Origin of the sequence: Pleionea litopenaei, assembly GCF_031198435.1 — a bacterium.
GTDB lineage: Bacteria > Pseudomonadota > Gammaproteobacteria > Enterobacterales > Kangiellaceae > Pleionea > Pleionea litopenaei.
In genome coordinates this window covers 1242501-1262481 of the sequence record NZ_CP133548.1, presented here as the reverse complement: position 1 = coordinate 1262481, position 19981 = coordinate 1242501, and the positions used below count along the sequence as shown (strand labels likewise).

The window sequence follows — 19981 nt, the reverse complement described above, 5'->3', positions numbered from 1 at the left end:
TCAACAGTCTATCGGCTTTCCTTCTCCTAGCTCGTGAATGCCATCTTTATCACTATCTTTTGATGCACGAGCTCGACCGCTTTTAGCAATAGAAATTGCTCGGATAAGGCTGAGCTTTTGGTGACACAGTTTAAATGTGCCGTTGTGATGTGCCGTGATGCCAGTGGGTAAATAACGAATGTAGTTTTTTCTGCCAAAGGCTGACCAAGTAATATCAAGGAAGTCTTTTTTTGGACGGTGACTGAATACCATGGTCTCAAACTCGTCTCTTTGGGCATCGTTATTTTGATCGAGAAACACTATGTATTCTTGACTCCAACTTCTACTGCAATGGGTTCCATCCAAAGTTCCACAAATAGTCACCGGACGTTTTTTCGATATTGATAATAAGCGAGCGTAATTGAGAGCTCCCAATAGCGCATTAACTTCGACGGTTACGCGCTGTTTCGCTCTTAAATTATTAAAGTTTGGAGCAATCAATAAACTTACAATAGCAACGATAGAAACAACGAAAAGCATCTCTAGCAGAGTAAAGGCTCGTATCTTCATATTCGCGTCCATGCGGTTAAGTGGTGAACCTATGGTAACTTATTGAGTGAGCTAACTGACCTAGAGAGTGCTTAATAAATAGTCAGAGAAAATAACTCCTTTTTGACAGACAAAAGCCATCAGTAGTTGTCTAAATTTACTTTTCATTCTCATAAGTCATCAAGCCGACTGAGCATAGAACTAACTAAACTGGTAGTAAAACATCGATTCTGCTTTCCGCATAGACAGCAAGCCAAATATTATCTGATAGTATTTATTGAAGAAAAACCTAGTAGCTTTGCGTACTTTGCAGTCAATGTGCACATAGTACGCAATTGGAAATTGCGATAATATCCACTAACTCATTGAATTTAGTGAGGAACTCAGTTGTAATTGGCGTTTTGAATAATGTCCCTCGGCACTCATTGAGGACATAGTAAGATGTTAGGTGAAGAAAGAAATAACAAGGAACATCAGCCATGAAACAGTTTGCGATCCGGCGCTTGTACAGTTTCTTCGAAACCAACTCGGAAGAAATTGAGAGTTGTTCCTTCGATGAAAAGCTAGAAGCGCTTGATGAAGAAATGAAGGCGCTTTTAGCCAAATACGGCTTAAAGGCCATAAATCACGATACCCGGTTTGTACCATTGGCGAAGATGTCAGCGAAGAAGTGCGATCGTTGCGATAACCTCATGATCAATCGAGATAAGAATCCAGCCCGATTCAACAAGGAAGATTTATGGATTGATTTAGACTCCGAGTACAACTCAATAATCTGGGATGGCGGAACGCACGAAGGTGAAGATCTGTGCATGGAGTGCTTGCCGATCGAACATCGTTGGGGCTATTTCTCGTGTGGGGCCTGAACCTTAGTACTTTGAATCGCCTAACAAGTCTTTCAAACGGACGCCGAACACTCCGCGCCGTTTGAATAGGCGTTAACCGAACTGAGTCAACCTATGAAAGGTGATTTGAAAGAGGTCTTCGAAAAAGTTGATGCCTTTGCTTGGGATCGTATTTTATTAGTAGCTGATGGAGTGATGCGACTTGATTCTAGAGTCGCTTTGATAGAAGACGATGGCGTTAGTGAAACATTTGATGACTTGAAGTACTTTTTAACTATTCAATACATCCAGTCGATTAAAACGAATCTGTGCGAACAAATTAGCAATCCAAATCCTGATCAAATGTTGGAGGCATTAAGATACTACCAGCTAAATGATGCCTTCATTAAGATTCAGGGTTAACAAATGCAGGCAGTCGACACGAAAACGCCCGCGCAACGGTTACAAACGTTATAAGTAGGAGAGTATGAGTCGAGTATTAGCTTTATTTCTTTCAATTTGTCCTATCTTTACATTGGCAAATACTTGCGACAAAGTTGCTGAAGGATATGAAATTTCAGATGAAATGTATGTGGTTTGTAGTGATCTTTCGCATTTGGCTTTAAATGAAGCAAATGCCACATTAAAAAATATCTTTGAGCAGTACGAAGGTGAGCCTGACGAAATACTAGTCTATTTTGTTTCCGATGAGAAACTTGTCGGTATCGCTGAAGATAAACTAAAGCCAGAGGAATTCGTAGGTAGGTATTATACTCATAACAGCACATTAACTATTTGGCCAAACATTCCTGTAAAACGTAAGGAATTACAGCTGAAATGGTGGTAACCACTTATAACAATCATAAGCAGTCGGCATAAAAACGTAGACTTAGTTTCGGTTTTGGTCGGCTGTTGTAAGGGTTAAGTTAATTATGAAGTACATATTCGCTATACTTTCACTCATTATAATAGAGGCTAACGCTTGTCAATGTGATGAGACTATTGACGATTTGTATAAATCCTCCGAAGTTGTTTTTGTCGCCAATATGCTTAGTCGTGACGAGAATATTGCTGAGTTCGAGTTAATAGAACACTTTAAAGGGCCAAAGCCTCTGCAATCCGAACTGAGAGTTTCTGTTGGTATAGGTTACTCTTGTGATGTAAACAAGAGTACTGCTGTTAGATACATTCTTTTCATCGACAACTCGAATAAACTGACGGTCAACATGTGCTCTGCGTGGCCTTTAGAGAGGTATAAACTGAAGGGTTCCGACATTGAGTTTGGGCCTAGTGCAGAGGAAGTGGAAGGTATGATGCAAAAGTTAAAAAAACTAAAACTTAACGACGAAAGTAAGAAAGATTTTCACGCATACCTCATCTTAAAGCGTTATGTGAATAATTGAATATGCCAGTGTTACGTACATTATTAAAAGTCGTTATAAGTACAATTGTAATTCTGGTTCTTTTGTATCTGGCGTTTGTTGGTTTTATTATTTTCATATTTAGCGGTAGCTCTATCGAGCATACTATTCCCCAAGAAGTCGGCGGCTCACTAGTATCTCATGGTGAAGAATGGATGGATCATCAATCTTATGGTTACGATGTAGAATACGAAATAATGCCGGACGGTGAGAGTCAATATTACAAAATTGGAAGCTCCTCATGTTCTGGCTGTCAATTTAATACAAACAAGCAAATACTAAAAATTGAAAATCTTTATGTACTTATCGCAGGTGATCGCCATAAGGGAGACAAGTTATTTGCAAGTAAGGATCTTAAGGTTTGGAAAGAATTCATATTTAACAGAGAGCGTCTAATTTCAACATGTAGTATAAATGGAAGTTTCAGAGAAAATTCTTGGCCTGATGAAGTTCATCTAGATAATATGCAAGAACATAGAGCATTATGGAAAAGAAGAGTTGGAACGGGGAAAGAACCGAAGAGTGAAGTATTATCATTCACGTTTAAACTAGATTGGGATAACACCAGAATTGAATGTTTGACCTCAGAGAAAATTCTTGGTGTTAGTTCAAGCAAATAAGCAGCGGTTGGTGTCGCGGTAGCTCACTCGCACGTACGTTCTCTGCCGCTCAATCAAGTGCTATGGGCTATAAAAATGAAATATCTTTTACTAATTGTATTGCTATGTTTAACATCTTGCGCTTCAACGGAAAGAAGTATTGAAACGAGCAATGCTCATGATAATGGCTATGTTAAATTCATAATGGATGTAGATGAAACAGGAGCACCTGTAAATCCAAAAATAATAGAGTCTCACCCGAAAGGTGTGTTTGATAAAATTGCGATTGCTGCACTTTTAAAATGGAAGTTCAAACCAAAGTATGTAGATGGGGTAGCGGTAGTGCAACGTGATCTCAAATACACTATGGAATTCAATGCTGCAGATGAAGAACAGCCATAACAATAAATTGCAAAAAATAAGGCTAAACAGCAGCCTGAGTTTTTGAATTAGGGATTATTCATGAGAGGGAATTTGTTTTGACTGGAGCGTCTTCTATAAAATTTAAGGTTCGTTGCGTATTACAAACAGGACTGCGAAGCGTTGTGATTGCCGAACATCCAGAAGGTGAAACGTTTGAATTTAAACCTGGCGACCTGCTAAACGGAATAGCAGTTAAAGAAATAGGCATTCCGAGAAAGACTGATAAAGATGACAAACAAATGTTCAACTGCCGGAGTTTTACACTAGAAAATGAATTAGACTCAGTGCATTTTAAAGAAGGCGATGTTGTGGAGATTACTAACATCGCTAAAGAAATATATAACAAGGCGCCAAAAATGGACGTCGATAACAACAGCGCTTCTTAGCGAAACGTTAGGCGAAATAATAAAGCAAGGAGAAATAAATGAGCATAGAGCACAACCAATACTATAAAAAAGATTTCAGAACACAAATGATGTTGATTGCACTGCTTCAAATGATAGGCATGATTCTTATTCCGATTGCATTAGTATTAGCATTCTTCAATTGGAAAGTAGCTATTTTAGTAGGCGTTATTGGCATCATTATGTTCTGGAAGTTTGGTGACCTGAATATCACTTTGGGGCATAAGCTAATAACTTTCTCTGGCAGCAAAAAAGTTGACTCTCCTGTCATATATTGCGATATAGAAAGCCCTGAAACAGCCGGTAAGTTTCGCTTTGTGGCGGAAAATATTGGCGGGCTCTACAGAGAAGGCGACGATCTAGTTTTGGGTAGTTTAAATGGAGAGTATCGATGCAAATTTGATAACTTCGACTATGAGATTGTCAACCAGAGCGCTTTGGTTAACTATTTTATTGCCAATATCAACAATAAAAAGTTTGCAATATTTCCAAAATGGGACGGTAACCCCAAGGATCATCCAACTTCACCAGAAAAAGTCGAGTGGGCTCTTAGTAAAATCCAAGAAATGAAACCTAGCAATGTATCTGAAGCAATCTAACAAGTTAGCGCACAACCGCATAATAAATTGCGTTGGACTATCACTGCTTCGCAGAGTCAGCCTGTGGCAAAAGCGTGAGGTGAACTGTGGGAATAAAATCAGCATCGTTTAGCTTGATTACACCAAGATGCGAGTGCTGCAGTGAGCAAGGAGCTCTATGCTTTGCATCGTGCCCCAGTTGTGGATATATCGTTCTTATTTGTGATGAGGTAGGAACAACCTTTCCGGATCCGAGCAACTTGGAATATGCGATTTACGGCGCACTTGATGAGCCTAATAGTAATTGTCCCAAATGTGGAAAAATTCATTTCTCGAAATTTGAGAATAGTTCTGGAGAGGAAATTCAGGACTTGGGTTATAAAACATCGGAGTACGAGTAGTGTCACCAAAAAAAGCTTAAGGCGTTGGACGAAGTAGAGCGCCGGCCCCTAGCCTAGGTGTTAAGCGAGGGAGCAGCGAATGCGTAAGGTTCAATTACTTATTGTTTTGGAAAGAATAAGAGGGTTAGCGCTACAGCTCGCGTCTATTAGGCGAGCGTTCTTTGTATCGTATTCGAGTCAATTTAAAAAGATTTGCTCAATCATCGATAAGGTGTTTCTTGCACTTATAACGCATCGCTCTGAAGCTTATTCCCAACAACTCTGCGGCAGCGGTTTTGTTCCCCTTTGTTTGTTCAAGAGCACTCAGTAGTTCTTGGCGTTCTATGGTTTCTAAATACTCATCTAATGATTGACTTTTTCTTTGGCTTTGCACTGTATCGTGACTTTGCGCTTTTGCCGCTGAGTGTAGAAAGATATCGTCAACGGTGATCATTTCACCGCTCGATAAGGTAATCGCTCGCTCAATGATGTTTTCTAGTTCTCTGATATTTCCCGGGAAGCTGTAGCTTTCTAAAGTCTCTAGTACTTTAGGATCTATTTTCGGTGGCTCTATATCATTTCTATTTGAAAGCTGCTTAATGAAATGTGACACCAACTCAGGAATATCTTTAGAGCGATCTCTTAATGCTGGAACCTGCACCTCGATAACATTGATTCGATAAAACAAGTCTTGGCGAAATAAGTTCTCAGAAACTAGCTTTGCTAGATTTTTGTGAGAGGCCGACAGCAAACGAACATCGACGGGTATCTCTACTTCAGAGCCGACTGGTCGAACGCTTCTTTCTTGAATCGCGCGCAATAATTTAACCTGCATTGGCATAGGCAAGTCAGCGATTTCATCTAAGAACAAAGTACCACCATCGGCCGCTTTGAATAAGCCTTCTTTGTCACTGGAAGCACCTGTGAAGCTTCCTTTCTTGTGACCAAAGAACTCGCTTTCCATTAATTCATTGGGTATGGCTCCACAGTTTATCGCAATGAATGGTTGACTCTTTCTTGGGCTATTTTCATGAATTAAATTCGCGACTAACTCTTTACCGGTACCAGACTCGCCTTTGATATAAACAGGCGCTTGGCTCTTGGCAACTTTAAGGATAATTTGTTTGAGAGATTCAACTTCGGGAGTTTGTCCAATTAATCGTGATAAACCTGGGTTAGCCTTCGAGTCGGAATGGCTTTGAACCGTTGAGACATTTAAAGCACTGTTAATGACCGCCCTAAGATTTGCCAAGTCGACCGGTTTCGAAATAAAGTCGAACGCGCCACGCTTCATGGCTTCAATTGCAGTTTCCATATTTCCGTGAGCTGTAATAACGGCAATCGGAGAGTCTGGCTGTCGTTCAATAAAGTAATCCACCAGTGTTAAGCCATTGCCATCGGGAAGCCGCATATCAGTTAGGCAGAGGCGATAATCATTTTGGTCGATTTTTGTTTTTGCTGAGGCAACATTATGTGCTGTATCACACTCGATACCCATCCGGTTGAGAGTGATGCTGAGAAGTTTTAATAAATCGGGTTCATCGTCAATAATTAAGACTTTGTTGTTATTCATTTTACTCAACTCTTGCAAAGGTTATTCGAAAGCAACTTCCTCCAGAAGGTACTGGAATATAGTCTAGTTGTGATTGATTCGCTTCGCATAACTCTTTCGAAACGTATAGCCCTAATCCAGTGCCTTTACTGCTGGTTGTGAAGAAAGGCTCGAAAATGTTTTGTGCGACTTCATTGGTAATTCCTTCACCGCGGTCAATGACATCTAAGAAAACTCGTTGGCTTTTAAAATTAACTCCAGCAACCAAGCTCAATTGCGCTTTTCCAGTATGTTCTTTCGAATATCTCAGTCCGTTTTCAGATAAATTGGTGACAACTTGTCTAAGCTGAGATACATCAAAGTTAACTTCTAAGTCAGTAGGATTCACATCCGTAAAAATTTCTAGCGTTTCTTTTGAGTTACGGTTTAACTCCTGAACTAGGCTATCGATAAATGGTTTGAGCTTAAATGTTTGAGCGTCAGAGATTTTTCTCTGCGATAGTTGCATGATATTTTCAATAATGGCGTTGATTCTGATGGAGTTGCTTTGAATCATATCCACTAACTTTCGATCGGGCGTCGTTAATTCGGGAGACTCAATAAGTAGTTGTGCTGCATGGCTCATGGCACCAAGGGGATTTCTAATCTCGTGTGCAATACTTGCGGTTAGACGTCCCAACGATGCTAACTTTAAATTTTGCGCTTGCTGACGCATCGGCGTCGTGTCTTCTGCAAAAATAATCACTTGATTTTTGTCGCCGTCAATGTCGGTTAGTTTGATGGCTATTTTACTGCCGGTAGGGGAGTGTCGGAAACTCGAAAAAGCATGCCCTGATTGCTTCCAATGTTTAACGATTCTGTCGAGCTCAGGACTAACCAGTTTTAAATATTGTCCTTGAACGTGCTCTGGCATATCAAGTAACTGCCAAGCAGCGGTGTTAATAAATTGAATACGCAATTGCTGGTTAATCACGATCACGCCCGTTTTCATGAACTGAATAATTTTTTCGTTCATGGCTTCCATATTGGCGAGGTCGATGCTGGTGGTTTCAGCTTCTAATTCGCTTTGTCGAAGTCTTCGCGCCGTGAGCAGAGCGAATAAAGAAGTTGCAAAGAATGTAGCGCCGAGTAGGCCTGCCTGAGTGACTGAGTCAAAGTTAGAGATGCCGGCCAAGTTAAGATAAATCGCCTCTCCGAGTACGGCGGCTGTTGCAATAGCGGCAAAAACTATAGAGCTGGTTCTTTCAACGAGTAGACAAGCGGTAGTGACTGAAACGGCCATTAAAATGCCAAGACCGGTCGTTAGACCACCGCTTGCATGCATTAAGAGGGTTAATAAAATAATATCTACGAAGACTTGTAGCTCAACTAAAATTCGAAAGCGGTCGTTGAGCGTTTGATTCAAAAAGTAGAATAAAAAGCCAGACAGTAAATACGCAATCGATGACCAGTGGAACAGCCCGGGTAAGGACTGTTCTGTAATGATACTCGTCGCGCGAAATTGGAACAAAAGAATCAACGAAATCGCAACGATGACTCGATACAGCGTATAAATCTGCAGAGCGCGCTTAGACGTGTTTAAATGTTCGGTTTTTAGTTGATTGCTCATTATCGTCGATTGACTGGTTGCTCACTCATGTTAATGAAAACAAGATACTTTGAATTCTCACTAATTGAAAGTACCTTTTTGGTGCAGTGACAACTTTGCTAGCCGCTATGAAACTGCTTTAAAATGAGTATAATACAGCAAATATTGATAGAACGATGCTTGAGCAGATCCTAAGCAATAAAGACCAGTCGGTCGTAGTTGTTGAAGACGTTTTTTACGTTCTAGAGTGTATTTTTGAGCTTATCGTTTAACGGCCATCAAAGAGTGAGAGCCATGAATCAAAAGCAGATTGTTGAAGAGTTAAAAGTATTACCAAAAATCGACGTTAAGTATGAAATTGAACGGCGAACTCAGTTTATCAAACAACAATTAGTGAATGCAGGCTGTAAGACCTTAGTGTTGGGGATTAGCGGTGGAATAGACTCTGCAACGCTCGGCAAACTGGCACAGCGAGCAGTTAATGAATTAAATAACGATTTCCCCAAGGCAAATTTTCAGTTTATTGCGGTACGATTACCCTATGGTACTCAACAAGACGAGCATGAAGCAATGATGGCGGTTGAGTTCATTGAGCCTACGAAAACCTTGGTGGTCAACATTAAACCGAGTGTAGATGCATTAAATGAGCAAGTCGTTAATGCTTTGGATAATAATCATATGCATCCCAAAGATGAGTCAAAAATTGATTATGCAAAAGGGAATGTTAAAGCGCGAGCTCGAATGGTTGCGCAGTACGAGATTGCAGGCATTTTAGGTGGCATGGTGTTAGGAACCGATCATTCCGCTGAAAATTTGACCGGCTTTTTCACTAAGTGGGGCGATGGTGCCTGTGACTTAATTCCATTATTCGGGCTAAATAAACGTCAAGTTCGTCAAGTTGCCGCTCAACTAGGCGCTCCTGAAGTCTTAATTGTTAAGCCACCAACGGCCGATCTTGAATGTCTTGATCCTGGTAAACACGATGAGCACGCACTAGGGCTAACGTATGACCAGATTGATGACTTTTTAGAAGGCAAGGTGATTGAGCAAGAAGCGCATGATCGGTTAATTGAGGTTTTCCTGAATACACAACATAAACGTCAACCAATTCCGACAATTTATGACATGTTTCAAGAGTAAGTTTACTTTGAATTGCGTTTTTAATAATTAAGAGCCGCCTGTTGGCTCAGTTTAACCATTGGAATGACATCATGAAAAAGATTGAGGCGATAATTAAGCCATTTAAACTTGACGATGTAAGAGAAGCGCTTGGAGAACTTGGTGTGAACGGAATGACGGTCACCGAGGTTAAAGGGTTTGGTCGTCAAAAAGGGCATACTGAGCTTTATCGAGGAGCCGAGTATATGGTCGACTTTCTTCCTAAAGTTAAGGTAGAGGTGGTGGTTTCTGATGATCAAGTCGATGGATGTGTCGAAAGTATTCTCGAAGTTGCTAAGACTGGCAAAATTGGTGACGGCAAAATTTTTATTAGTGAAGTAGAAAAAGCGATTCGTATTCGAACGGGTGAAGTTGACGACGAAGCACTGTGATTTGCAAGGCCGCCGAAAGATTGGCAGCGTAAACAATGATAATAAAAAGCCCCGAAATCGGGGCTTTTTTGTGCTTAACGCTTATGTACTTACCTGATCACTAAAGTACTTGTTTCGCTTTTTCAGGGTAGTTTAACTTGAGTATATTCCGCGCCTTATTTGATAACTCAGGTAATTGTAAAATGTCGTAAGCAGTAACCATAACAATCAATGCGTCAGGAATAGCGTCTGTTTTCGGATAATGTTCAACAACGTAGCGAGCACGGTTGGCAGCAGCTATATAAGATTGTCTTTCCATGTAGTACTTAGCAACATGCAGTTCATAACGTGCAAGTCGGTTACGTAAAAATATCATGCGCTGACGGGCTTCTTCAGCGTATTTACTCTTAGGGAACTTTCTAACCAGCTCGGCAAAATCATTGAATGCCGTTCTCGCGGTCGTTGCATCGCGCTCAGATAAGTCTGCTGACAGCAATTCTTTGAAAAAACCTATCTCAGCAGAAAAGTTAATGCGACCTTTCATATAGTAGGCGTAATCAACATCTGGATGATTAGGGTTTTGGCGGATAAATCTGTCTGCTGCCGCGGTCGCACTGGCCGTGTCTCGAACTTTGAAGTACGCATAAATCAGAGATAACTGCGCTTGGTGAGAATTAGGTCCGAAAGGGTAGAGACTGTCGAGTTGTTCTAGCTGTTTAATCGCGGTTTGATAGTTACCCGATCGCAGAGCGGTTTGTGACTTTTCATATAATGTGAAGTAGTCATCCGCAAGCGGAACCTTTACATCATCTGGTGACGTGCTGGCACAAGAAGTAATCAGTAAGCTGCCAGTTATTAAAATAATCAGGTAAAAGTTTTTCATACTCGTTAATTGTTCGTTAGAATTCATGTTTCCAATAGGCCTCATTCTACCGGAGCCTAGGGTTAAGTCCAATGACTTTCTACCATAGCTCTTAGGATCGAACCCGGTGTTGGTGTTAATTGAGTCACTAAAAATCGATAATCGCATATGCATTTGATGCAATGCTTATTAACGTAACGAGCAGCCATTTGTTGCTTGACGGGTACGTTAGCCACTGGTTACCGTGATTTTAGTTGGTAATTGTTTGCCACAAGGCATCTAGTTAAGAGAGGCGAAGGCTCGAAAGGTTCCTTCGAAGGCAGAAAATATGTCAAAACAGCACTATTTCCAAGAGTTTCAGCTTGCTTCAACGGCGATCGGGCAGCGGCTTGATCAAGCTATTGCGGAGCACTGTGAGGATGTCTCTCGTTCAAAGTTACAAGACTGGATTAAAAAAGGCTTGGTGTCCGTCGATGGTCAAGTTATGACCAAGGGGCGCCAAAAAGTGGTTGGCGGCGAACAAATTCGTATTGATGCAGAAATTGAGGTGGCCGGTGAATGGGAAGCGCAAGACATCCCTTTAGATATTCAATACCAAGATTCACACCTGTTGGTCATCAATAAACCTGCCGGTCTTGTGGTGCACCCGGCCGCAGGCAATCGAGACGGTACGCTTGTTAATGCTCTGTTGTTTTTCGATGAAAACCTAAGGCATTTACCGCGCGCAGGAATCGTGCATCGCCTTGATAAAGACACCAGTGGGTTGCTGGTGGTGGCTCGAACCTTAGAGGCTCACACTAAGCTTGTTGAACAGTTGCAGCAAAGAGCCTTCGAGCGTGAATATCAATGCATTTGCCATGGGCAAATGGTCTCTGGCGGAACCATAGAAGCACCAATCGGACGTCATCCGACGAGCCGTTTGCAAATGGCGGTGGTTCCTAACGGAAAAGAAGCGATTACACACTACCGTCTAAGAGATAAATTTAATAACTTCACCCATTTAAAGGTCAATTTAGAGACCGGTCGGACCCATCAGATTCGCGTTCATATGGCCTACCTGAAATACCCGTTGGTAGGCGATGCCTTGTATGGTAAACACAATTTTATACCCAGCGGTTCCTCTGATGAGTTGAAAGAAGCCATTCGTGGATTTCGTCGTCAGGCGTTGCACGCGCGAAAGCTCGGTCTTGAGCATCCGGTCAGCGGAGAATTCCTACATTGGGAAGTTGAAGCGCCCGCAGATTATCAACATCTGTTATCGGTCATAGAACAAGAGAATGGACGAGTGTAAGTATGCATGTGGTTCGAGCTAACTGGTCATTCGAAGGTGTTCATGCGTTCACAACGACTCGATTAGGGGGCGCTAGTGAAACGCCTTATGATAGTTTCAACCTTGCCATGCATGTGGGTGACGATGCTCACTGCGTGACAAAAAACCGTCGGCTTTTGGTTGGTAAATATCAGTTGCCTGAAGAACCGCTGTGGTTAAATCAAACGCACTCAACTCAGGTCGTTTGTCTCGATAACCAAACAGCGATTAGCGTTCCTTCGGATGCTTGTTTTACACGCAACACAAAGCGTGTTTGTGCCGTGATGACAGCTGATTGCCTGCCCATTCTACTGGTCGACTCCAAACGACAATGGGTGGGCGCTGTTCATGCCGGTTGGCGCGGACTGGCCGATGGAATTATCGAACAGTTTCTTGACACCGTTCAACCAACCTCCCCAACAGCCGCTTGGATAGGACCTGCGATAAGCCAACCATGTTTTGAAGTACAGCAAGACGTCGTTGATTACTTTACCTCAATCGATTCAAGCTATGAGCGTTTCTTTATTCGACACAGCGAAGGCTACTGGGGAGATCTGGTTGGTATTGCAGAGGATAAGTTACGTCAAGCGACTGTTAACGTGTTTAAAAGCAATCATTGCACCTATCGAGAAAACGAGTTTTTCTCTTATCGGCGTGATGGCACTACTGGTCGAATGGCCAGTTTAATTTGGATGGAGTAAGTCGTGGCCGTTGAGTGGTATGTGGTGATCGCAGTTGTCGCCAGTTTCGGAATATTTGTTGCTGTCGGATTAATGGCTAATAAAGCTAACTGGGGATTTTGGCTAACCAATGCCATCGATGGTTGGATTCGAATCTTTTGTCGCGGTTATCATCGCCTAGATGGGGACAATATAAACTTACCGGAAAATGGGGGGGCCATTGTCATTGCGAATCATATTTCAGGTCTTGATCCCTTTTTACTGATCGCTTCATCGCATCGACCATTACGGTTTTTAATTGCCAAGGAAGAGTACGAACGTTTTGGGTTAACTTGGTTATTTAAGTTAGCGAAGTGTATTCCGGTAGACCGCTCAGGCCGGGTCGATAAAGCGTTTCGAGAGGTGATTCGCTGTGTTAATCAAGGTGATGTCGTTGCGTTATTCCCTCATGGTAAAATTCATTTAGACTCAGAAGAAAGAGTTCACATCAAACCTGGGTTGCGTAAATTGGTTCATAAATTGTCGTGTACCGTATACCCATCGAGAATCGAAGGCGTTCGCGGTCAAGGAAGTGTTTTTACCGGCGTCGTGCTGCGCGGTCGAGCGCGTTTAACCTCGTTTCCACCATTTGATGCACCTCAATTTGAAACGTCGGATATCGATCTTGAAATAGGCGCTTTACTGCTCGGACGAAAAGTAGTCTCTGAATAAATTAATCCCGTCATATCGCAAATTCATCTATTGAATTTACTTGAATAGCCCCAATTTTAATAGGAGATTAAATTTTATACGGGGTCAATCCAATGCGAATGGACAAACTCACCAGTAAATTTCAACTGGCCATTGCCGATGCTCAGTCGTTGGCAGTTGGCCGTGACCACCAGTTCATTGAGCCGCTGCATTTGATGGTGGCACTGTTAAACCAAGAAGGTGGCACGGTTCGGCCATTGTTAACCAAAGCGTCGATCAATGTGCACCAGCTACGATCGCAATTGCTCGAAGCGCTCGATCAGCTACCGCAGGTGTCTGGGCACGAGGGAGATATTCATATCTCTAACGATTTAGCGCGTTTGCTGAATCAATGTGACAAGTTATCTCAACAACGTAAAGATCAATATATTTCATCTGAGCTATTCGTTTTGGCGGCACTGACCGATAAAGGTGCTCTGGGTAAAATTTTAAAAGATCTCGGAGCGCAACATGAGGTCATTGAACAGGCGATTAATGATGTTCGTGGCGGACAAGCGATTGATGACCCAAATGCCGAAGAGCAACGCCAAGCGTTAGAGAAATACACCGTCGACCTAACCGAGCGCGCTGAGCAAGGTAAGCTCGATCCGGTGATTGGTCGTGATGATGAAATACGAAGAACCATTCAAGTATTACAACGACGCTCGAAGAATAATCCAGTCTTAATTGGAGAACCAGGTGTCGGAAAAACGGCCATTGTTGAGGGGCTGGCACAACGTATTGTGAATGGTGAAGTGCCAGAAGGCTTAAAAAATAAACGCGTATTGTCGATGGACATGGGAGCGTTAATTGCCGGAGCAAAATTTCGCGGTGAATTTGAAGAGCGCTTAAAAGCGGTTCTTAATGATTTAGCGAAGCAAGAAGGGCGCATCATTCTATTTATTGATGAGTTGCACACCATGGTTGGTGCCGGAAAGGCCGATGGTGCAATGGATGCTGGAAATATGCTCAAGCCTGCCCTCGCAAGAGGCGAGTTGCACTGCGTGGGCGCTACGACGCTCGATGAGTATCGAAAATACATTGAGAAAGATGCTGCCTTAGAGCGTCGCTTCCAAAAAGTACAAGTTGACGAGCCCAGTGTTGAAGACACGATTGCGATTCTTCGCGGGTTGAAAGAGCGTTACGAAGTTCATCATGGAGTAGAAATTACCGATCCAGCGATCGTCAGTGCCGCGACCTTGTCGCATCGTTATATTTCTGATCGACAGTTACCAGACAAAGCCATTGACTTGATTGATGAAGCGGCAAGCCGAATTCGTATGGAGATAGACTCAAAGCCAGAAGAGATGGATAAATTAGAGCGACGCATGATTCAATTGAAGATTCAACGCGAAGCTCTCAAGAAAGAAAAAGATGACAGTTCCATCAAGCGCTTGGCGGACTTAGAAGAGCAAATCGATGAACTTGAGAGAGATTTTTCAGAGCTCAATGAAATCTGGACAGCTGAAAAAGCTGCGCTGCAAGGAACGACTCACATCAAAACAGAATTAGAGCGAGCTCGGTTGGAGCTTGAGGCGGCGAGCCGGGCCAGTGATCTTGGTCGAATGAGTGAGCTTCAATACGGTAAAATTCCTGAGCTTGAAAAGCAGCTTGATATGGCCACTCAAGTCGAAATGCAAGACATGACGTTGCTGCGTAACAAGGTCTCGGACAACGAAATTGCTGAAGTGGTTTCGAAGTGGACTGGCATTCCGGTGTCAAAAATGCTGGAAGGCGAGCGAGAAAAATTGCTCAAGATCGAAGAAGGATTGCACCAACGAGTCGTTGGTCAAGAAGAAGCGGTCACTGCGGTGGCCAATGCTATTCGTCGATCTCGAGCTGGCTTAGCGGATCCAAACCGACCAAATGGTTCATTTCTCTTTCTTGGACCAACGGGGGTTGGTAAGACAGAACTGTGTAAGTCGCTCGCCGAGTTTCTGTTTGATAGCGAAGACGCCATGGTTCGTGTCGATATGTCTGAGTTTATGGAAAAACATTCAGTATCGCGCTTGATCGGCGCTCCTCCAGGATACGTCGGCTATGATCAGGGAGGCTATTTAACCGAGGCAGTTCGACGCAAACCCTATTCGGTTATTTTGCTCGATGAAGTTGAAAAAGCACACCCAGACGTTTTCAACGTGCTGTTGCAAGTGTTGGAAGATGGCCGACTAACCGATGGGCAAGGTCGTACGGTAGATTTTAGAAATACAGTGGTGGTGATGACCTCTAACCTAGGTTCAGACGTCATTATGGAGGCTTCCGGCACCGGAGATTATGCCGCCATTAAGACAAAAATTATGGAAGTGATTGGTCAGTTTTTCCGACCAGAGTTTATTAACCGAGTCGATGAAACGGTTGTTTTCCACTCGCTTCCTGAGTCGGCAGTGAAAGCCATTGCGAAGATTCAAATGAAAAACTTAACGGCTCGCTTAGCGGAGCACAATTTGCAGCTTGAAGTGGATGAAGATGCTTTAACGCTGATTGCTGAGCGTGGTTTTGATCCTGTGTATGGTGCTCGACCTTTGAAGCGAGCGATTCAACAGTGGTTAGAAAATCCGTTAGCGAATAATATACTTGAAGGTAAATACCATGCCGGAGATGTTATTCAAGTTCAACGTGAGGGCGATGAAATCGTATTTCACTAAACATAAAAAAAGCGAGCCTCGGCTCGCTTTTTAATTCGGTCTCTAGCGCGCTACTTTTTCTTAGCGTCATTTGACTCTTCACAAAACTGCTTAATCTTCTCTTGCATCTCAGCTTTCTTCTTTTCTCGCTCTTCCTCGGTCATTTGGCGAGCTTCTCCGTCTTCTCCGGTGATTTTAATGCGCGTTGCGGTTTCTAACGTCTTCATATTGGCTTTGGCAATTTTGCACGCTTGGTTCATTTGCTGCTGTGCTTTATCAAGTTGCTCTCGAACATTACTGTTGTCCTGTTCTTTCGCTTCCATTTTTTCTGTGATTGGCGTCGGTGCATTGCCTTTTGAGTCGCGTACTTTGATACGCTCGTAAGGAACTCCTTTGGGTGGTCGGTCACCGTATTTAATGTTGCCGTCAGCATCTTTCCATTTATAGAGAACACCCGATGCGGCAAAAACGCTGAGTCCGAATACAGCAATGCTGGTGAGCAACCATGTTTTAATCATTACCAAAAACCTTTAAATTCAAAGTGATATTATTAATATAGCGCTTTCAGAGGCTAAAAGTTAAGAGCTACGGAACGAAAAGTTGTAATTATTTGGCCTGGATCTCAGTTTTTAGGGCATTTTCTTGCACAAAGCCCAGTACATACTGGAACATCTCCGATTGCTCGGAGGCTAATTTGGCGTCAACGATGACACACTTTACACCATCGATAACCGCAGGCCTAAGTAGGGGAGAGTAGTACATTCGACGGTTTCGAAAAGTGCATAAACTGCCGCACAGCCGTTCTGCCCAGTCGGACGGCCGAAATTTTTGCCCTGCCTGATTCAATCCGATAATGACCAGTTTTTCGTTGTCTGCCAGTTGCATGATTCAAGTCTTTTCGTTTTGGCGGTTGTTTGCGAGCGTATCTTGACAGAATCTAAGTCTCTGTCAACATCGCTTTGCACGCAGACGCATTTATCATTGAGCAAATACGCGGTACACTAAGTGGTTGATTCAATTTACTATTAGCAATATTAGCAGAGAGCGTTTAAAGCGCTACTAATTGAGACGGTTTTATGACACAAAATGAAGTACCCAAAAAGACGCCCGGACGAGGCATCTACTTATTACCAAACTTACTGACCACTGCAGGACTGTTTGCTGGGTTTTATGCGGTGGTTGCCTCTATGAAAGGGCAGTTTGAGCCAGCAGCCATTGCTATTTTTATTGCCATGATCATGGATGGACTCGATGGACGCGTAGCCAGAATGACCGGCACCCAGTCGGATTTTGGTGCTGAGTATGATTCGATGGCCGATATTGTTTCTTTTGGAATAGCTCCCGCGTTGGTCACTTATAATTGGGCTCTAGCCGATCAGGGCAAACTCGGCTGGTTAGCTGCGTTTGTTTTTGTTGCCGGTGGCGCTCTTCGCTTAGCTAGGTTCAACACACAAATTGGAATTGCTGACAAAAAGTATTTTCAAGGGTTGGCAATTCCATCGGCTGCGGCAATTCTTGCCGGAATGGTTTGGCTAGGCGTTGACCTATCGGTGGATGGTAAAGTCTACGGGTTTTGGATTTCAATAGTGACCATCTTACTTGGCTTGGCAATGGTAAGTAACTTGCGATATTACAGTTTCAAAGAAGTTAACTGGCGCGGAAAAGTCCCCTTCATTGCCGTTTTGGTGATTGTATTGGTCTTTGTACTGATCGCTTATCAACCCCCGGTCGTTTTGTTCACGGTATTTGGTGGATACGCATTAAGTGGGCCAATTATGACGTTGTGGCAAAAACGAAATTTGATGCTTCGTCGACAAAAACGAGTGAAATCAGTTGATGTTGAAGAGAGCGTTGCAGAATCTTCCAATGGTGTTGAAGAAGAAGAGACCAAGCCCTCCTGATTATTTTCAGTCCTGACGCTTTCAGTCAATGGCGCCTATAGAAATGCAGGTGAGTCGATTAGACTTGCCTGCATGGTCAACTAGTCAGGCGTTATAAAAACTCTAGCGGTCAGTCTTTTTCGTATAAGTGTGTAACAGTCACAGGGAATGTGCGTCTAAACTGTAAGATGAATGGCTCCCTGCTCACAACCGCTGGATGACACATGCTTATTAAGAACTCAAAATCGCGACCAAACTATGACCATCCTGAGAATGACGTTATTTCTGAAGGTCTGTACCAAAATCGTCGACAATTTCTTAAAGGGTTAGCACTCAGTGCGGTTGCTCCTTCATTAGTTAGGGCTGAGACTGATCCATTCTCCACTGTAGAAAAACTCACTTCTGAATATTCGGTGACTCACTATAACAACTTCTATGAGTTTTCTTTGAGTAAAGAGGGGCCTGCAAAGCTCGCTAAAGATTTTCAACCGTTACCTTGGCAGGTGGCGATTGAAGGTGAGGTTGAGAAACCCATTACTTTGGGGTTCGAAGATGTATTAAAGAAGACTCAACAACGAGAGAGAATCTATCGTTTACGTTGCGTCGAAGCATGGTCGATGGTTATTCCATGGAGAGGCTTTGAGCTCAGAGAGCTTTTGTCACTCGCTAGACCAACATCTAAAGCGAAGTTTGTACAGTTTGAAACGCTCTATGATCCAGAAAGAATGCCTGGGCAAAGGCGAGGAGCACTGGGATTTTTTAGTCTTGATTGGCCGTATGTCGAAGGATTACGAATCGATGAGGCCATGCATCCCCTTACGATTCTGGCAACGGGCGTGTTTGATAAATCATTACCTAATCAAAATGGAGCACCATTGCGTCTTGTTGTGCCTTGGAAGTATGGGTTCAAAAGCATCAAATCAATTGTAAAGATAAAGCTAGTAGAAAAGATGCCTGTAAATACTTGGCAACAGTCAGCTCCGTCCGAGTATGGCTTCTACGCCAACGTTAACCCTAAAGTTAATCATCCCCGTTGGAGCCAAGCGCAAGAGCGTCGTATTATTGATGAGTCGTTTTTTGGTACCAAACGCATTGAAACTGAAATGTTCAATGGTTACGGCGAGCATGTGGCTGAGTTATATCGCGGATTGGATCTGTCTCGCTGGTATTAAAGATGAGTCGAGTCATTAAAGTTATCGCCCATTTCTGTGCGTGGCTTCCTTTAGCCTATTATATAGTAAGCGCATTCCGGCAGACCCTTGGAGCTGATCCGCAAGAGACACTATTGCATGGTTTAGGCATGTGGAGTTTTTATTTTCTGCTGGGGTCATTATCCATCACGCCGTTAAGGAGATGGTTTCGATGGCACAAGCTAATTAACTACCGTCGTATGCTTGGGCTTTACTTTGCGTTTTACCTCTTCTTACATGTGATCACTTATATATGGCTGTTCTTGGGATGGCAATGGGAGATGATCGGCTCTGAACTGATAAAAAGGCCCTACCTGACTCTGGGAATAGTTGCCTTTGTAATGACCCTCCCTTTAATTGCAACATCAAACCTTTGGGCGCAACGAAAACTGAAACGTCACTGGAAAAGACTTCATCAATTGGTTTACGGCATTGCAATATTAGGTTGGGTACATTATTTCTGGCAGGTCAAAGCCGATCTCAATGAGCCACTTTTATATGGTTTCCTACTTGCTGCTCTATTAATGCCTCGGGTTTGGTGGAAAATTAAGCAAAATCGCCCTGAATTGGCCAAGAATTAAGCATAAAATAGGCGATGTAAAAAAAGTTTAATTTTTTTTATTTTAATGCTTGCCAAGCTTAAATTTATCCTTATAATGCGCGTCTCGCTTGAGGCAACAAGGCCTTTAAACAAAAGAGTTTAAGGCAGTTTTCAAGCGGTTTCACAGGAAGTGAAACAAACTTAAAAATAAGTGTTGACAGGATGTTCTGGTGGCGTATAATTCGCGCCCCAACGTTGAGAAAGCAACGTTAAGTTGAAGCGGCAAGTTCCGGTCAACATGTTCTTTAAAAACTTAGATGAAGTAATCTGTGTGGGCACT

General features: G+C 42.9%; 23 protein-coding genes. 17 read left to right on the top strand and 6 right to left on the bottom strand.

All coding sequences use genetic code 11. The features are described 5' to 3' along the window. On the bottom strand, window positions 1–549 hold the full coding sequence (locus Q9312_RS05585) for a GspH/FimT family pseudopilin (protein ID WP_309203599.1): 549 nt from the start codon (window positions 547–549) through the stop codon (window positions 1–3). 458 nt (window positions 550–1007) lie between these two features. Here Q9312_RS05585 and Q9312_RS05580 point away from each other — a divergent pair, with 458 nt between their 5' ends. The 8 genes from Q9312_RS05580 (at window position 1008) to Q9312_RS05545 (ending at window position 4798) form a co-directional block, all read left to right on the top strand. Beyond that, complete coding sequence (locus Q9312_RS05580) at window positions 1008–1394, top strand: hypothetical protein (protein WP_309203598.1); 387 nt, start codon at window positions 1008–1010, stop codon at window positions 1392–1394. A gap of 93 nt (window positions 1395–1487) precedes the next feature. Further along, a complete protein-coding gene (locus Q9312_RS05575; protein ID WP_309203597.1) occupies window positions 1488–1775 on the top strand; it encodes a DUF7716 domain-containing protein in 288 nt (95 codons plus the stop codon). A 64-nt stretch (window positions 1776–1839) separates the two neighbouring features. Further along, a complete protein-coding gene (locus Q9312_RS05570; RefSeq protein ID WP_309203596.1) occupies window positions 1840–2199 on the top strand; it encodes a hypothetical protein in 360 nt (119 codons plus the stop codon). An 85-nt stretch (window positions 2200–2284) separates the two neighbouring features. After that, the gene (locus tag Q9312_RS05565) at window positions 2285–2755 is read left to right on the top strand and encodes a hypothetical protein (protein WP_309203595.1); all 471 of its coding nucleotides are present in this window, start codon (window positions 2285–2287) and stop codon (window positions 2753–2755) included. 2 nt (window positions 2756–2757) lie between these two features. Next, complete coding sequence (locus Q9312_RS05560; protein ID WP_309203594.1) at window positions 2758–3393, top strand: hypothetical protein; 636 nt, start codon at window positions 2758–2760, stop codon at window positions 3391–3393. 75 nt (window positions 3394–3468) lie between these two features. Next, window positions 3469–3774: an energy transducer TonB gene (locus Q9312_RS05555; protein ID WP_309203593.1), complete on the top strand. Its 306-nt coding sequence runs from the start codon at window positions 3469–3471 to the stop codon at window positions 3772–3774. Between the two features lie 77 nt (window positions 3775–3851). Continuing rightward, entirely contained in the window at window positions 3852–4181 is a 330-nt protein-coding gene (locus Q9312_RS05550; RefSeq protein WP_309203592.1) for a hypothetical protein, read from the top strand. A 38-nt stretch (window positions 4182–4219) separates the two neighbouring features. Continuing rightward, window positions 4220–4798 (top strand): hypothetical protein, encoded by a 579-nt coding sequence (locus Q9312_RS05545; RefSeq protein WP_309203591.1) that lies wholly within the window; start codon window positions 4220–4222, stop codon window positions 4796–4798. A 576-nt stretch (window positions 4799–5374) separates the two neighbouring features. Here Q9312_RS05545 and Q9312_RS05540 read toward each other — a convergent pair. Beyond that, on the bottom strand, window positions 5375–6730 hold the full coding sequence (locus Q9312_RS05540; protein WP_309203590.1) for a sigma-54-dependent transcriptional regulator: 1356 nt from the start codon (window positions 6728–6730) through the stop codon (window positions 5375–5377). A gap of 1 nt (window position 6731) precedes the next feature. Next, window positions 6732–8318: a two-component system sensor histidine kinase NtrB gene (locus Q9312_RS05535; protein WP_309203589.1), complete on the bottom strand. Its 1587-nt coding sequence runs from the start codon at window positions 8316–8318 to the stop codon at window positions 6732–6734. A gap of 273 nt (window positions 8319–8591) precedes the next feature. On the opposite strand from Q9312_RS05535, the gene nadE reads away from it, so the two are divergent. Together nadE and Q9312_RS05525 are read left to right on the top strand one after the other, a co-directional pair. Continuing rightward, window positions 8592–9437: an NAD(+) synthase gene (gene nadE, locus Q9312_RS05530; protein ID WP_353961553.1), complete on the top strand. Its 846-nt coding sequence runs from the start codon at window positions 8592–8594 to the stop codon at window positions 9435–9437. Window positions 9438–9508: 71 nt separating this feature from the next. Further along, window positions 9509–9847 carry a P-II family nitrogen regulator gene (locus Q9312_RS05525; protein ID WP_309203588.1) on the top strand — a complete coding sequence of 113 codons (339 nt, stop codon included), beginning with the start codon at window positions 9509–9511 and terminating at the stop codon, window positions 9845–9847. Window positions 9848–9947: 100 nt separating this feature from the next. Here Q9312_RS05525 and Q9312_RS05520 read toward each other — a convergent pair whose 3' ends face one another. Further along, a complete protein-coding gene (locus tag Q9312_RS05520; RefSeq protein WP_309203587.1) occupies window positions 9948–10736 on the bottom strand; it encodes an outer membrane protein assembly factor BamD in 789 nt (262 codons plus the stop codon). A 280-nt stretch (window positions 10737–11016) separates the two neighbouring features. On the opposite strand from Q9312_RS05520, the gene rluD reads away from it, so the two are divergent. From rluD to clpB, 4 genes are all read left to right on the top strand, one after another. Further along, a complete protein-coding gene (gene rluD / locus Q9312_RS05515) occupies window positions 11017–11979 on the top strand; it encodes a 23S rRNA pseudouridine(1911/1915/1917) synthase RluD (protein ID WP_309203586.1) in 963 nt (320 codons plus the stop codon). Between the two features lie 2 nt (window positions 11980–11981). Further along, window positions 11982–12698, top strand: coding sequence for a peptidoglycan editing factor PgeF (pgeF, locus tag Q9312_RS05510; RefSeq protein ID WP_309203585.1), 717 nt, complete (start codon window positions 11982–11984; stop codon window positions 12696–12698). A 3-nt stretch (window positions 12699–12701) separates the two neighbouring features. After that, a complete protein-coding gene (locus Q9312_RS05505; RefSeq protein WP_309203584.1) occupies window positions 12702–13388 on the top strand; it encodes a lysophospholipid acyltransferase family protein in 687 nt (228 codons plus the stop codon). A 92-nt stretch (window positions 13389–13480) separates the two neighbouring features. Further along, the gene (gene clpB, locus Q9312_RS05500) at window positions 13481–16051 is read left to right on the top strand and encodes an ATP-dependent chaperone ClpB (RefSeq protein ID WP_309203583.1); all 2571 of its coding nucleotides are present in this window, start codon (window positions 13481–13483) and stop codon (window positions 16049–16051) included. 50 nt (window positions 16052–16101) lie between these two features. Here the strand turns inward: clpB and Q9312_RS05495 are convergent, their stop codons facing one another. Together Q9312_RS05495 and Q9312_RS05490 are read right to left on the bottom strand one after the other, a co-directional pair. After that, window positions 16102–16548, bottom strand: coding sequence for a DUF4124 domain-containing protein (locus Q9312_RS05495; RefSeq protein ID WP_309203582.1), 447 nt, complete (start codon window positions 16546–16548; stop codon window positions 16102–16104). An 88-nt stretch (window positions 16549–16636) separates the two neighbouring features. Then, window positions 16637–16915 carry a DUF3579 domain-containing protein gene (locus Q9312_RS05490; protein ID WP_309203581.1) on the bottom strand — a complete coding sequence of 93 codons (279 nt, stop codon included), beginning with the start codon at window positions 16913–16915 and terminating at the stop codon, window positions 16637–16639. 191 nt (window positions 16916–17106) lie between these two features. Here Q9312_RS05490 and pssA point away from each other — a divergent pair, with 191 nt between their 5' ends. The 3 genes from pssA to msrQ all read left to right on the top strand — a co-directional run bounded on the left by pssA (window position 17107) and on the right by msrQ (window position 19681). Then, window positions 17107–17931 carry a CDP-diacylglycerol--serine O-phosphatidyltransferase gene (gene pssA / locus Q9312_RS05485; RefSeq protein ID WP_309203580.1) on the top strand — a complete coding sequence of 275 codons (825 nt, stop codon included), beginning with the start codon at window positions 17107–17109 and terminating at the stop codon, window positions 17929–17931. A 203-nt stretch (window positions 17932–18134) separates the two neighbouring features. Continuing rightward, on the top strand, window positions 18135–19082 hold the full coding sequence (gene msrP, locus Q9312_RS05480) for a protein-methionine-sulfoxide reductase catalytic subunit MsrP (protein ID WP_309203578.1): 948 nt from the start codon (window positions 18135–18137) through the stop codon (window positions 19080–19082). Window positions 19083–19084: 2 nt separating this feature from the next. Beyond that, window positions 19085–19681, top strand: a complete 597-nt coding sequence (gene msrQ / locus Q9312_RS05475) for a protein-methionine-sulfoxide reductase heme-binding subunit MsrQ (protein ID WP_309203577.1) — start codon at window positions 19085–19087, stop codon at window positions 19679–19681. Window positions 19682–19981 lie beyond the last annotated feature (300 nt).